Source organism: Microvirga sp. P4_A5, assembly GCF_056402495.1.
In genome coordinates, this window is the sequence record NZ_JBFUHH010000108.1 from 1 (window position 1) to 13,694 (window position 13,694).

The following is a 13,694-nucleotide window of genomic DNA, read 5'->3' on the forward strand; positions in this document are numbered from 1 at the left end:
AGCAGGACCAGAACGAGCGCGGCATCCACCATCGGCGGCGCTTCCGATGCCGCGCTTAGAAGGAGGGCAGCGGCCGCGCCGGCCGTGCCGAGAAGCTGGACGGCCATCATGCGTTCAGCTCCGACCCGGGAGCGCAGCACCCGGAAGAGACCCATTGCCGTCACAGCCAGGATGAAAAGCGCCACTCCCGTGAGGTAATCAGCCATGGCTTTCCTCGTCGCGCAGGATCCTGAGAAATGCCAGCTCGTCAGCGGACAGCTCTTTTGCTACCGGACGGTTCACGTCGAGGCAGTGGATCGAGAGCGTTCCGTCCGCGTCGGCCGCGATCGGGAGTTTGCCGGGTTGTAGGCTCATCACCGCACGGAGCGCTCCATGCGCCATGCCCATGGGCAGCGCAGGGCGGTAAGGCACAAATCCCTCGTCGAGGATCGGCGATACTGCGAAGGCCTGCCGCGCCACCTCCACCCCGGCGAGAACAGATTGGGGAAGGAAGCGCATGATGAATCGGATGAGGCCGAAACCGGACAAGCTGGCGTCCAACGGCCACAGAGCAATGCTCGCCCACGCGGCGGCTCCGGCCGCGGCCACGCCCGCCATCAAGTCCTTTGGGGCTGTGCCAATGAGGATCGCCCAGAGCGCCAAAAACCCGGCGCCTCGGATAGTGAGGCTCCCGACTGAAGGTCGTCCGCTCGGGCCGGTCAAAGTGGTCATCTCAGGCCCTCGTCTGAAAGGCGTTGAGGGCGAATGGAGTCTTGAGCGTGTCGATGCGCGCACAAACGATAAGTCATATCGCCTTTGATAAACTTAAGAGCGCACTTCAATACTTGCTCTTTGAGCAACGCCGCGCATTGGCCCATCGTGCTTGTCGAATCCTGAAATAACAGTTGCCCTGGACGAGGCCATTAGCCTTTCGTCCCATCTCTATGCCCGGCGTCCCATTCTAACCAGTCGTCGTATCAGATCGCCCGATCGACATTGCATGCGATCTCCAATCGGCCTTTATTCTCGCCGTTTGAACCTGGAGGCGAGCTTGCAGCTCCTACCCCTTGGGCCTAGGTTTGCGTGAACCTCGCGCAGCGCATGACCGGACGCTTGACCCAGGAGGGCTGTTGCTTCCCTCGAAAGAAAATCAGCTCCCGAAGGGCTCCGCCGGGCCGATTATCGATCCGCGGCTCGGCGACGCGGAGGATGATGGATCCAGCACGAAACGACGCTCGATGCTGGCCCTGGCGGGCAGCCTGCTGGCGGAAGTCAGCCTTCCGAAGCTGGCTGTTTCTTGGACTTTTCTCATTGCGATCCCCGGCCTCGTTCTCGGCGCGGCGCCGCTGCTGGCCTCCATCTGGATCGGCAGCGTCTCGTCCAGGGTTTCGGGCATCGTCACCGGCATATGGCCCGCCGTGGTGCTGGTGCTTCTCGCGCTCCTCGGATGGTATGGGAGCAGGCCGCTCTGGCGAGTTGCAGAAAGCAGTTTCTGGTCACTGAACGCGCTTGCCGTCCAGCCGGGCTATGCATTGTGTCGCGAGAGCCTGCGGCACCTCGTTGAAAGGATGCTTCCGACCAATACCACCCAAAGCCGGCGCGCCTCTGTGCRCGCCTTTCTTGCGGCCGCTGCCGGATTTGCGATCTGCCTGATCGGACTTTCGATCATTGCACTTGTGTGGCCAGCGACACAGTGGCTCGGCATCCCGGCGGATTTGGCTGCGCCGTCCCGGCTCGCGCTCTCGGCGGCGGCGAACGCCGTTGCGATCGTTGCCGGCTACTTCGCAGCGGCTGGGTTGTTCTGGGGCGTCGCCGACGCAACGATGCCGCAACCGCGCGACCTCGACGCATTCCACGTCCCGTCGCGAGAAGATCGAACGTGGCGCGTGGCGCACCTGTCGGATCTTCATGTGGTCGGGGAACGCTACGGCTTTCGCATCGAGAGCGGGCGGTCAGGTCCTTGCGGAAACGAGAAGGTGCGCCGCGTCCTGTCCCGGCTGGAAGAAATCCATGCGGATTGTCCCCTCGACGCCATACTGATTACCGGAGACCTGACCGACGCCGGCCGTTCGGCGGAATGGGCGGAGTTCTTCGATATGCTGGCAGGGCACCCCTTGTTGGCCGATCTCGTGGTCGCCCTTCCGGGCAATCACGATGTCAACGTCGTCGATCGAGCGAACCCGGCGAGGCTTGATCTGCCGTTCAGTCCCAAGAAGCGGTTGCGGCAGCTTCGGACACTCTCGGCCCTTGCTGCGCTGCAGGGTGCAAAGGTCAAGGTCGTTGATCCTCGCACGGGGCAGCTTCGCGATCTTCTCGACGATGCCCTGAAATCGCATGTAGAAGAAATGCGCGGCTTCGCAGACAATGGATCGGCTCGCTTATCGAGGGCTTTGGGCGATCTGTGGGCTGGCATATTTCCGATGATCCTGCCGCCCGCGCGCGCCGACGGGCTCGGGATCATTCTGCTGAACTCCAATGCAGAGACGCATTTCTCCTTTACGAATGCGCTCGGCATCATGTCGGCGGAGCAGGCGCACGCCATCGAAGTCGCGGCTGGCCACTTCCCCCAAGCCTGCTGGATTCTGGCGCTTCACCACCATCTGGTCGAATATCCAAATCCCGCTACGGCGCTTTCCGAGCGGATCGGAACGGCCCTCATCAATGGCAGTTGGTTCGTCCGCAAAATGCAGCGCCTCGCCGATCGCACGATCATCATGCATGGCCATCGCCATGTGGACTGGATCGGCGAATGCGGCAAGCTTCTAATCGTTTCCGCGCCGTCTCCGGTCATGGAGGCGACCGATAGCGGCGACACCTATTTCTACATCCACATCCTCGCCAGGAGCGATGATAACCGGCTCAGACTGCTCGAGCCGGTGCGGATCGACATCGAGGGTGCGCCGGGTCCCGATGGAATCTCGCTTGCTTGAGGAAAGCAGCGGATCGCACACAGGATCGCGACGCCGTTCGATCGCAGCTCGTGCTCAATCAGATTCCAGCGTGAGTATCATGCCGTCGAATGTCGGCTTGACGTTGTCAGCAATTGCGCCCGCAATTCTTCTTAATCCAGGTCAGTATTCAGGTTCATAAGGATTGCGCGTTTCGGTTTCAGGTGGTCGAGGAGCGCCAGCGGGTCACTGGCAGAGAAGTGGGTAGGCTGAGGCGTCAATGCAACGCGTCCAGGACTAGGATACCGAGCCCACGCAGCTCTTCGATGCTCTCTTCAGCAAGGGCAGGTCCAGCACGCTGCCGACGCCAGTTTCCATGGGGGCTGCACAGTTTCCCTCCCGAACCAAGCGCTCCACATGGGCGACGTTCTCGGGCGCCAGATCAAGCGCAGCAACCCCACCCGTGGGTCCGACGTGTTCGCAAATGAGCGGGACGTAACCGCCCGGGCCGCAGCCCGCGTCGAGCACCGTCCAGCCCGGCAGGATTCCCACGAAGCGAAGCGCGTCCTCATACTCGGCCCGGGCGGATTCCAAGTGCGCATCCAACCACAGTGCATCGCTCAACGCGTGGCCCGTCGACGTCATCGCCATTTCGCTCACGGGATCGCTCCTGAAGCTCAGGACAAAGCCGTAGTGTAGCCCCTTCAATGGTTTCATGCGACAGGAGCCGCTAGGCATAGCCCGCCAGGAGCGGAACGAAAGCTGACTACTCAACCCTAGTGGCTTCTGTTACCGAGCGCCGCGTCGATGTGCCATTAGCGGTCCTTGAGGATAGCCCGGAACGGCGCCATCCTCGGCCATGCCAGCCTGTCCACAACGGAGCGTTACGATCAAAAGGCCACGTCTCTGTAGGCGCAGCGCGCCTAGCGCAACAACGGCCACTGCACGTTTCCGTCCTCCCGCTCAAGAGACCGCTGAGGAGTCGCAATGCGCCCCGCGTCTACCCCGCTAATCGTCGGACCTGCAATCAGCGTCCTCGGCCGAGGACGAGATCGCCATCTGCCAGGAGCGGATCGCTCGCGAGGGTGCGGCGGTCCCGACCGAATGCTGACGAGGCTTTTGTCGTCCACGAGGTGCCGGAACTCATGATCATCAACGCTGTGGCAGGCGGCAAACGATCGCCAGGCAACGATGGCGCAGGACACGCGGCCCGACGCTCGCTCAGCTCAAAAGCCGTAGCAGACCAGGCTCAAATTGCTGCTCTCGGGGCTGATCCGGTGCGGGGCATGCGGGGCTACTTACGTGAAGGTCGGCCAGCACCGCTTTGGGTGCGCAGCGGCTCCGCAACAAGGGCGCGGCCATCTGCACCGACATTCTGACCATCCGGCGCGAGACGTTTGAGGCGATCGTCATCGACGGTATCAGGAACGGGCTCATGGACTCGGCGCTGTTCAAAATTTTTGCGGAGAAGTTCCACGCGGAGATCAATCGCAGCCGGATCGGTGAGCGGGCCGCGAGAGCCTCGGTCGAGCAAGAGCTCGTCCGGACCGGCAATCGCATCCGACGCATCCTCGACCTTCTGTCGGGAGCGAGGACGCCCTACGCTCGCTCAAGGGCGAGCTGARAGCCCTGGAGGCGCGCAAGGTCGAGCTCGAAGCTGAGTTGAAAGTGCCCGCCAGCGCCCAGCCGCTGTTCCACCCCAACCTCGCTTGATATGGGCGAAGGCGCGCCCGAAGGTTTCGGATCTCGGCCAGCTTCTCGAAGACCCCGCGACGAAGGACCAGGCGTTCGACCTGATCCGCGGCCTGATCGAGGTGATCCGGCTGGTGCCGGAGAATGGCGCGTTGAAGGTCGAGCTGCGCGGCGAGTTTGCCGGCATTCTGGCGTTGTGTGGTGGACATGCAAAAAGCCGGACCCTTTCGGATCCGGCTTTTGCCGTTCGACGATTAAAGATGGTTGCGGGGACCTGAAACCACCGAGACTCGCCAAGCCTATCTCCACCGACCGCGGGTCTTTGATAACGAGCCAAAGCTTACTCGCTGAGGCGGGCGGGTGACAGGTCACGCTCCTGTATGTCTTTGCTCCGCAGTTCGAGAGGCAGCGTGCCGCCTACGATCAAGCTGTGCGCTGCTTTGCTGAGCGCCGGAGCCATCATGATGCCGAAACCACCCTGCCCGGCCAGCCAGAAGAAGTCATCCACCCGTCCATCGAATCCGAGCACCGGGACCTCATCGTCGACGAAGGATCGTAGCCCCGCCCAGCTATGGGATATGCGATGGACGGCGAGCGTCGTTCGGCTTTCGAGCCATTCGACCACGACGGCCACATCCCATTCCTCAGGCTGTACATCGTGGGGGACCGCCGGTGTCTGATCGCCGGGCGAAACCATGATCTTGCCGGCATCTGGTTTGAAATAAGCCTCGCCATCGATGAATTCGACGGCTGGCATTGTGCTGAGTTCTAGTCCCGATGGCGGATCGATGAGAATCGCCGTGCGACGCTTGGGAACGAGATTGAGGCGGGTGGCTCCGGCCATCGCGCCGATTCCATCGGCCCATGCCCCGGCAGCGTTGACAACGATCCGCCCGGAAAAAGTCGTATCGCCCGCGGTGAGGATCCACATTCCTCCGCGTCGCTCGAGGCTGTCGATGCGGCTGCCACAGGCGATCATCCCGCCCCGCCGCCTTAGACCGCGAAGGTAGCCCTGATGCAATGCTGCGACGTCCATGTCCATCACGCCGCGCTCAAGAGCCGCCGCCCCGACCCCTTCAGGACGCAGTACCGGCGCGAGTGACAAAGCTTGCGCCGCCGAGATCAGCGCGATCTCGTTGCCCGGTGACGACAGCGCAAGAGTAGCGGCTAGCCGCTCCTCGTCCCCAGGCGCGGCGACCGTCAGCGATCCTCTCGGTGTCAGCAGAGGATATTCCGTGAAGCCGGGAGGCGGGGTCATGAAGAAGTCATGGCTCGCCGCGTTGATCCGCTGGACGATCGGCACCCCGTAGTTGCGCGTGTAGAGCGCCGCGGACCGGCCAGTGCTGTGATAACCTGGAGTCTTCTCCGCCTCGATCAGCGCGACTGAGCCGCTCGCCGCCAATTCGAATGCAGCGGAGGCACCCGACATGCYTGCACCGATGATCAGAAAATCGAATTGCATCGTGAACCACTCTAGAGCCGCGGACGAGGACAGCAGGCCTCAGACCGTGATTTCGGCTGTTGCTGCGCGCCCGCACTCTCGCCCAACCAAGACGGCTCGGAACACGCAGCCGCGCAGCGCGGTCCAATTCTTGACATCACCGCCCATCGATTTGCAAGAAAAATAAAATCAATTGACGCACTGACAGAAATATTGCCTCCTTCTGGTGATTGGATGAGGTGCAGGTGGTAAAAACGGTTCGTCAACGGCTAACGGCTTGCACGACCGAGGGCTCCAAAGCGGACCGGGCGCTCGCGAGCTATATGCTGGCAAAGCTGAGCAGCATCCCTTTTGAAACGGCAGCCACCCTTGCGGAGAGGGTCGCCGTGAGCGAACCCACAGTTGGGCGTTTTTGCCGATCGCTTGGATACAAAAGTTTCAAACACCTGAAGGAACAACTCAGACAGGACATTGGCGATAGGCCGTGGCTGATCAGTGATCGGTTGCGGGAATTTCAACAGCGCACACTGGAAGGCGAAGATCAGCTCGGCCAGAGCCTTCAACTCGAGATGGCAGGGCTTGTCGCCGTCTACGAACTGGCTCACACCGATGAATGGAAGCGAACCGTCACGCGCCTTGTAAACAGCAAAGCGGTGTACGTCGCGGGCTTTCAGACCGAACGCGGTATGGCGCAGTTCTTTGCCAATCAACTGCAATATCTCCGCGACCGGGTACACCTCATGGACCTTGCGGGCGGGAACTTTTCCGAGCTTCTGCTGACCGACTGTAACGAGGCATGCCTCGTGCTCTTCGAAGCGCGGCGCTATTCGCGAATGGCGCGCCTGCTGGCAAAGGAAGCGAGTAACAGCCGCATCCCCACGACCCTCATCACCGACGCGTTCTGCGATTGGGGCCGCGACCTTGTCGACGACATGCTGGTGGTGCCCACCGAGTTCAATCTTTTTTGGGACTCGACCGCACAGATGGCAAGCTTGACCAATTTGCTGATGAACGGGGTGTTCATCGAAATCGGACCGAGTGTCGAGGAACGAATGAACAAAATTTCGACGCTCTATAGCCGGTTCACGRGATACGTCGCCGACTCGTCGGGACCGGAAGACTGAAGACGCAAGAACACGACTCGATCCAGAGAAAACCAAAGGGAACTGCAGATCATGAAAATTCTAGCCAAAGCCGTTCTGTTATCCGGATCAGCGCTCCTCAGCGCAGGCCTCATAGCCCTGCCCGGCGCTGCTTTCGCCCAAGATGCCGTGTTCGTTCTCACCGCGCGCGACGTGGGAGCGCCGAGCTACGATCCCATCAAGGGGACCAGACTCAACGAGGCCGTTTCGCTTATCTTCGATCGGCTTGTCGTTCAGGATACCGACCAGAGCTACCACGGTATTCTCGCCTCTTCCTGGGAGTCCACGCCGGACGGCATGCAGTGGACGTTCAAGTTGCGCCCTGACGTCAAGTTCCACAACGGTGAGCCATTCAACGCCAAAACGATCGAATGGTGGATTCCCAAATTCAAGGGAACAGAAAACTCCTTCATGATCGACTCGATCGCGAAGGTCGAGGTAATCGACGATCTGACGGTGCGATTTGTCATGAAGACGCCGGACCCGAACATGCTATTCAATCTTGCAAGCACGTTCATGAGTGTGCCGGAGCCGAAAGCCTACGACAGGCTCGGCGATAAATTCGGCGTGACAGAAGCCGTGGGAACCGGACCATTCAAGCTCGAGAAATTCACCGTGGGCCAGCAGACGATGCTCGTTCGCAACGACGACTATAAATGGGCGTCCGATCTGTCGACCAACAAGGGGCCTGCCAAGATCAAAAACCTCGAGATTCGTGAGATTGCCGAGGACTCGACAGCCTTCCTGGAATTGCAGACTGGCGGTGTCGATCTTCTCCTCAAGGTTCCGACCGACTTCCTGCCGCGCCTCCAGGGCCAGAAAGCCGTTAAGGTCATTACGCTGCCCGGAACCGAAATCATCTACATGCCGATTAACACTTCGGTAGAGCCGTTCACGGACATCAATGTCCGGCAGGCCGCTGCTTTGGCCGTGAACCAGAAGGAGATCACCGCCAGTCTCTTTGGCGGGGTCGGTTCGCCCGCGAATACGTTCCTGATCAGTTCGTTACTGGAATCCAAAGTCGATCCGAAATTTACCATCAGTTATGACCCGGAAAAGGCTAAGGCGCTGCTCGACAAGGCCGGTTGGACGATGGGTTCCGGCGGCATCCGCGCAAAGGGAGGGAAGCCTCTCCAAGTGAAGCTGTGGACGCAAAATGGCACGGAATTCAAACGCGTGACCGAGGTCGTTCAGGCGCAGCTGAAGGCGATCGGCATGCAAGCCGACATCACCGTATTCGATGCGAGCACGATCAATGCTCAGTACAAGAAGAAAACCGAACACCAATTGGCCGTGCGCACCTACTCATGGGCGAATGCGGATATCATCGATTGGTTCTTCAGCGGGAAGCGTCTCGGTTATCCGAATGTCTCGATGCTGAACGACCCCAAGGCCGAAGAGCTCAACGACATTGCGATGACCAAGTCGCGCACATGGGATGAGCGCGTTGCCAATTTCAAGACCTATCATGAATACGTGCTGTCCCAGTTTCCATTCGCGCCCATCTATCAGCCCGTCGCAAACCTTGCCTACAACGACACGAAACTTGTCTTTCCGGACAAGGTTCGCGGCCGCTTCCAAAGCCATGTTGTCGTCGATATCGACGTGAAAAAATAAGCTCTATCAACAGCGGACGACCACAAAGAGCACCGGGATGTTCACCTTCATCATCAAGCGACTGTTGTTGCTCATCCCGGTATTCCTCGCCGTGTCGCTGATCATTTTCATGATCATCCACCTCGTTCCAGGCGACCCGCTCGAGCATCTCATGCAAGTGGGCTCATCGCCGGAGCAGCAGGCCGCGCTCAGCGCCAAATACGGACTCGATAGGCCAATCCTCACCCAATATGTGATCTGGTTGCAAAACACTCTATCGGGCAATCTCGGCGACGCCATCATCCTGCGCCGACCTGTGGCGGACCTCATAGCTCAAAACTTGCCCTACAGTCTCGCGCTGGGGGGTCTCGCGCTCGCCTTCTCGACGCTCGTGGGCATCGGTACTGGCGCAGTCGCAGCTGTTTTCAAGAACAGCTGGCTCGATCGATTTGTCATGCTGATCATCCTGTTGGGATCCACCGTTCCCAGTTTCTGGCTCGGGTTACTGATGATTCTGCTCTTCGCGGTGCAACTCGGCTGGTTCCCCGTCTCTGGAGCGAGGAGCGCCAGCGCGCTGGTCCTCCCGGCTCTGACCATCGGGCTCGGTGGGGTCGCGCTCGTTGCCCGCGTGACACGCGCGGCAATGATCGACATCAGCCGCCGTGATTTCGTTCTGATGCTGCATGCCAAAGGCGTTTCCCGCGCGCATATTCAAGTGCGCCATGTCCTGCGTCACGCACTGCTGCCGGTTCTGACGATTCTCAGTCTCCGCATTGGGTGGATTCTCGGCGGCGCCGTCACTGTCGAGTTCGTTTTCGCGCGGCCCGGGCTTGGCTCGTTGCTCATCACCTCACTCAACCAGCGTGACTATCCGGTGGTTCAAGGCTGCCTTCTGATGCTGGCGATCGCCGTCATGCTTGGGACACTTCTCGGCGACATCCTGCAAGCGGCTATCGACCCGCGAGTCCGCGAGAGGGCCACCTGATGACGAGAAACGCCAAGATGCTCGTGAAGGTCCTTCGCACGGTTCAAGGCGCGATCTCCGCCACTTTTCTGATGATCATTATTCTCTGCGCTTTGCTGGCCCCCTGGATCGCCCCTTACGCATACGACATCCAGAACCTGTCGTCTGCGAACCAGGAGCCATCCTGGATCCATTGGCTCGGCACCGATGAGTTCGGCCGCGACCTTCTCTCACGTATCATCTTCGGCGCGCGTACCTCGCTCACGGTCGGCGTCGTGTCCATTGGCATGTCGGTGCTTGTCGGAACGAGCCTCGGTGCCGCCGCCGGTTATTTCGGTGGCGCGTTCGATCGCGGGGTTACCGCGGTGGTTGACCTCACGTGGTCGTTTCCAGAAATTCTCATCGCGCTCATTTTTATTGCCATCATCGGTCCAGGGCTTCACAGCACCGCGATTGCCATCAGTATAGCGTATCTCGCCCAGTTCACGCGCTTGACGCGCTCGCAGATCATGGCCTTGAAGACCGAAACCTATGTCGAAGCCACCATCAATCTAGGGGCGACCCATGCGCATGTGCTCTTCCGCCACCTCATTCCCAACGCCTTAACACCCATCCTCGTTGCCGCCATGCTCGCGACGGGAGACGCGATCATTCTTGAGGCAACCCTCGGCTTCTTCGGTCTGGGCGCGCAGCCCCCTACGCCCAGCTGGGGAGCGATGATGAGCAGCGGAACGGCTACGATCTTCATTGCTCCTTGGATCATCATCTTTCCCGGCCTGGTGATTGCCCTGACGGTCATCGCCATCAATCTTTTCGGCGACGAGGTGATCGAGGCGCTGGATATCCGGGCGCAGCTGAGGGACAGCTGACATGGCGTTGCTGACTGTCCGTGACCTCACGATCTCCATCAGCCGCCTTAGCCCGCTGGACGGCATTTCTTTCGATTTGGACAAAGGTGAAATCCTGGGCGTAGTGGGTGAATCCGGATCGGGAAAATCCCTTACGGCCATGGCGGTTATGGGCCTTCTGCCGCTCATTGGCGGGCGGGTGACCGGCGGCACGCTGCACTTTGACGGTATCGATCTCACCAGCCTCGGGGAGAGCGAGTATCGGCGCCTGCGGGGACGGCGTATTGCACTGATCACGCAAAATCCAATGACCTCTCTTGACCCCATCCGGCGCGTCGGCGAGCAGGTCGATCAGGTCTCCTGCATGTATCTCGGGTTCTCCAGCTCGCAGGCGAGGACGCACAGCATAGAGCTGATGCAACAGCTACGGATCCCCGAGGCCGCGACGGTGCACGCACAATACCCCCACCAGCTGTCAGGTGGCATGAAGCAGCGCATCGTCATTGCGATGGCGCTCGCTGCCGATCCAGATCTTATCATCGCGGACGAACCGACGACGGCGCTCGATGTCACTATCCAGGCGCAGATCATCCAGATCATGGTCGATCTCGTCCGTGAGCGGGGGCTCGCGCTGATTTTGATCACTCATGACATGAGCGTCGTCGCACAAGCCTGCGATCGGGTAGTGGTGCTTTATGCCGGGCGTGTGGCCGAGAGCAACCACGTTGGTCCCATTTTCGCCGCACCCCGGCATCCCTATACGCGGGACCTGATCGGCTGCATTTCCCGGACTGGTCAGGCGCGAGGCAGCCTGAAGGGAATAAGAGGCAACGTGCCGAGTGTTCTCAACTATCCGACCGGGTGCAGGTTCAACCCACGCTGCGATCTCGCCCAGACTGTCTGTGCCGACCGGCGGCCTGATTTGAAGGTCTGCGGCGCATCTGCGGTCGCTTGCCATTTCAGCGAGGCGCTCGGTGACTGAATCCGCACCCCAACCGCTCGTGTCTATCCGTGGATTGAGCCGTGAATTCGGAAGTCGAGGTGGATACTTCTCTTCCTCTCGCCTGCTTCGCGCCGTCAGCGACGTTTCGCTCGATATTCCGCGTGGCAATGTCACCGGTGTGGTCGGCGAGTCCGGCTGCGGCAAGTCGACCTTGGCTCGACTCGTGCTGCGCCTCATCGATGCCAGCGAGGGCTCCGTCAAGTTCGAGGGAATTGACCTCGCGTCACTCAACGGCAGCCAGCTTCGAAAACTGCGTCGGCGCATGCAAATGGTGTTCCAGGACCCCTATTCCGCCATCGACCCGCGCTACACAATCCGCGAGGCGCTGCTCGAGCCCTTTCGCATTCAGGGTGTCCGTCTCGACGCCGTGGAGGCACGAACGAAAGTCGAGCACTTGCTGGACATCGTCAGCCTTAGCCTCACCATGGCGGACAATTATCCGCATCAGCTCTCGGGCGGCCAGAAGCAGCGTGTCGGCATCGCACGCGCGCTGGCGCTCAGTCCGTCGTTCCTGGTACTGGATGAGCCCACCGCTTCTCTCGACGTTTCGATCCAGGCGCAGATCATCGCGCTCCTGGAGCGATTGCGCGGAGACCTCGGGCTGACGTACCTGTTCATCTCCCACGATCTCGGGTTGGTCCGCTATTTCTGTGACCGCATCGTCGTGATGTATCTGGGACGCATTGTCGAGATCCTTCCGAGGACAGATTCCCAGCCGCGACATCCTTACACGCGAGCCCTTCTCGACAGCACTTTCGAGCCGGATCCCAACCTTCGGCGAGTTGTGACCAAGCTCAATGGCGAGATCCCCAGCGCCTTCAATCTCCCTGCAGGGTGTGCTTTCGCGACACGCTGCGAGCGTGCCTCCGACCTCTGCCGCATGGAGCGACCTGAATTGTCGCAGGACAGCGGCGGCCACGCCATCGCCTGCCATCATCCCATCGACTAACGATCCATTGGAGATTCCCCATGTCTTTCACGGTTCTCACCGGTGAGTTCTCTCACGAGACCAACACTTTCAGCACTCGTCCCACGGACCATGCCGCCTTTCGCGAGCGCTACTGGTATCTCGGCGACGAAGCGGTCGTGGAGCGGGGCAATTCCAACACCGGCATAGCAGGCTTTCTCGATGTGGCGCGGACCCACGACTGGAAAACGATCCATACAATCAGCACCGCAGCGCAGCCAGCCGGGCCTGTGACGCGCGAGGCATTCGATCGCGTGGGCGACGTCATCGTCGACGCCGCCCGGATCCATAGGGATCAGCTCGACGGTATTCTCCTCAGCCTGCACGGTGCTATGGTGACCGACTTCTGCCAGGACGGCGAGGGCGAACTGCTCGCACGTCTGCGTTCGGTGGTCGGTCCCGATATTCCGATCGGCATCACGCTTGATCCGCACGCGAACGTAACGCATCAGATGTGCGAGCTTGCAGACATCATTGTCGCGTACAAGACTTATCCGCATGTGGACATGCGTGACTGCGCACGCCAAGCTGCCGAGATCCTGCGGCGAACAATGATCGGAGAGATCAAACCGAAGACCCTTCGCGTCCATCGTCCGATGTTGGAGGAGATCAATGGCGGGCGTACCGACATCGGGCCCATGATCGAGCGAATCGCCAGAGCGCGCGCCTACGAGGCGGATCCGGATGTGTTCGCCGTCAGCGTCAATGGAGCATTCGGCAATGCCGACATTGCGGAGGTGGGGCCGACTGTGCTCGTGACCGCACAAGGCGATATGGATCGCCACCGTCGTTTCGCTGACAGCATTGCCGACGACATCTGGGATAGGCGTTTCGAGAGTCTCAACACCTACCATTCGGTCGATGAAGCAGCATCTATCTGCAAGGCATACCGGAAGACCAAAGGTCCGATCGTCGTCGCGGACTACGCCGACAACCCCGGCGGCGGCGGTTATGGAGATTCGACAGAACTGTTGCGGGCCTTGCTTGATGCATCGGTTGCCGATGCGTGTTTCGGTCCGATGGTCGACAGTGAGACGGCCGCCGACCTTCATCGGAGAAAAGCAGGAGACGCCGTCTCGGTCCGACTCGGCGGAAAGACGGATCCCCGCTTCGGCGGCGAGCCTCTCGATTTGGCCGGGACGTTGCTGCTGCTAAGTGACGGCTCGTATGTAGG

At 60.4% G+C, this 13,694-nt stretch carries 14 protein-coding genes; 10 read left to right on the forward strand and 4 right to left on the reverse strand.

The features are described 5' to 3' along the window. Together AC1DVM_RS19815 and AC1DVM_RS19820 are read right to left on the reverse strand one after the other, a co-directional pair. Positions 1-206: monovalent cation/H+ antiporter complex subunit F (locus tag AC1DVM_RS19815; protein WP_477257273.1), on the reverse strand; the 206-nt coding region annotated here is incomplete at its 3' end. Beyond that, positions 199-711 (reverse strand): Na+/H+ antiporter subunit E, encoded by a 513-nt coding sequence (locus tag AC1DVM_RS19820; protein WP_477257275.1) that lies wholly within the window; start codon positions 709-711, stop codon positions 199-201. The genes AC1DVM_RS19820 and AC1DVM_RS19815, both read right to left, overlap by 8 nt. Before the next feature lie 398 nt (positions 712-1,109). Here AC1DVM_RS19820 and AC1DVM_RS19825 point away from each other — a divergent pair, with 398 nt between their 5' ends. Further along, on the forward strand, positions 1,110-2,909 hold the full coding sequence (locus AC1DVM_RS19825; RefSeq protein WP_477257277.1) for a metallophosphoesterase family protein: 1,800 nt from the start codon (positions 1,110-1,112) through the stop codon (positions 2,907-2,909). Between the two features lie 255 nt (positions 2,910-3,164). Here AC1DVM_RS19825 and AC1DVM_RS19830 read toward each other — a convergent pair whose 3' ends face one another. Further along, positions 3,165-3,518: an SAM-dependent methyltransferase gene (locus AC1DVM_RS19830; RefSeq protein WP_477257296.1), complete on the reverse strand. Its 354-nt coding sequence runs from the start codon at positions 3,516-3,518 to the stop codon at positions 3,165-3,167. Between the two features lie 673 nt (positions 3,519-4,191). Here AC1DVM_RS19830 and AC1DVM_RS19835 point away from each other — a divergent pair. Next, complete coding sequence (locus AC1DVM_RS19835; RefSeq protein WP_477257297.1) at positions 4,192-4,491, forward strand: hypothetical protein; 300 nt, start codon at positions 4,192-4,194, stop codon at positions 4,489-4,491. 85 nt (positions 4,492-4,576) lie between these two features. Then, complete coding sequence (locus AC1DVM_RS19840; protein ID WP_477257279.1) at positions 4,577-4,837, forward strand: hypothetical protein; 261 nt, start codon at positions 4,577-4,579, stop codon at positions 4,835-4,837. 62 nt (positions 4,838-4,899) lie between these two features. Here the strand turns inward: AC1DVM_RS19840 and AC1DVM_RS19845 are convergent, their stop codons facing one another. Next, positions 4,900-6,021, reverse strand: coding sequence for an NAD(P)/FAD-dependent oxidoreductase (locus tag AC1DVM_RS19845; protein ID WP_477257281.1), 1,122 nt, complete (start codon positions 6,019-6,021; stop codon positions 4,900-4,902). Between the two features lie 224 nt (positions 6,022-6,245). Between AC1DVM_RS19845 and AC1DVM_RS19850 the strand changes: the two genes are divergently transcribed. The 7 genes from AC1DVM_RS19850 to AC1DVM_RS19880 all read left to right on the forward strand — a co-directional run. Then, entirely contained in the window at positions 6,246-7,124 is an 879-nt protein-coding gene (locus AC1DVM_RS19850; RefSeq protein ID WP_477257283.1) for a MurR/RpiR family transcriptional regulator, read from the forward strand. Positions 7,125-7,295: 171 nt separating this feature from the next. Further along, positions 7,296-8,759 (forward strand): ABC transporter substrate-binding protein, encoded by a 1,464-nt coding sequence (locus AC1DVM_RS19855; RefSeq protein ID WP_477257285.1) that lies wholly within the window; start codon positions 7,296-7,298, stop codon positions 8,757-8,759. A gap of 37 nt (positions 8,760-8,796) precedes the next feature. Then, entirely contained in the window at positions 8,797-9,723 is a 927-nt protein-coding gene (locus AC1DVM_RS19860) for an ABC transporter permease (RefSeq protein ID WP_477257287.1), read from the forward strand. Further along, positions 9,723-10,571, forward strand: a complete 849-nt coding sequence (locus tag AC1DVM_RS19865) for an ABC transporter permease (protein WP_477257289.1) — start codon at positions 9,723-9,725, stop codon at positions 10,569-10,571. Before AC1DVM_RS19860 ends, AC1DVM_RS19865 begins: the two co-directional genes overlap by 1 nt. A 1-nt stretch (position 10,572) precedes the next feature. Then, positions 10,573-11,532 carry an ABC transporter ATP-binding protein gene (locus AC1DVM_RS19870; RefSeq protein WP_477257291.1) on the forward strand — a complete coding sequence of 320 codons (960 nt, stop codon included), beginning with the start codon at positions 10,573-10,575 and terminating at the stop codon, positions 11,530-11,532. Further along, positions 11,525-12,502: an ABC transporter ATP-binding protein gene (locus tag AC1DVM_RS19875; RefSeq protein WP_477257292.1), complete on the forward strand. Its 978-nt coding sequence runs from the start codon at positions 11,525-11,527 to the stop codon at positions 12,500-12,502. Before AC1DVM_RS19870 ends, AC1DVM_RS19875 begins: the two co-directional genes overlap by 8 nt. A 20-nt stretch (positions 12,503-12,522) precedes the next feature. Further along, the coding region (locus AC1DVM_RS19880) for a M81 family metallopeptidase (RefSeq protein WP_477257294.1) at positions 12,523-13,694 on the forward strand (1,172 nt) is incomplete at its 3' end.

Excerpts from the sequence above, each read along its gene's own strand:
- AC1DVM_RS19820 (WP_477257275.1), bottom strand. The coding sequence starts at position 711 with ATGACCACTTTGACCGGCCCGAGCGGACGACCTTCAGTCGGGAGCCTC.
- AC1DVM_RS19830 (WP_477257296.1), bottom strand. The coding sequence starts at position 3,518 with ATGGCGATGACGTCGACGGGCCACGCGTTGAGCGATGCACTGTGGTTG.
- AC1DVM_RS19860 (WP_477257287.1), top strand. The coding sequence starts at position 8,797 with ATGTTCACCTTCATCATCAAGCGACTGTTGTTGCTCATCCCGGTATTC.
- AC1DVM_RS19865 (WP_477257289.1), top strand. The coding sequence starts at position 9,723 with ATGACGAGAAACGCCAAGATGCTCGTGAAGGTCCTTCGCACGGTTCAA.
- AC1DVM_RS19870 (WP_477257291.1), top strand. The coding sequence starts at position 10,573 with ATGGCGTTGCTGACTGTCCGTGACCTCACGATCTCCATCAGCCGCCTT.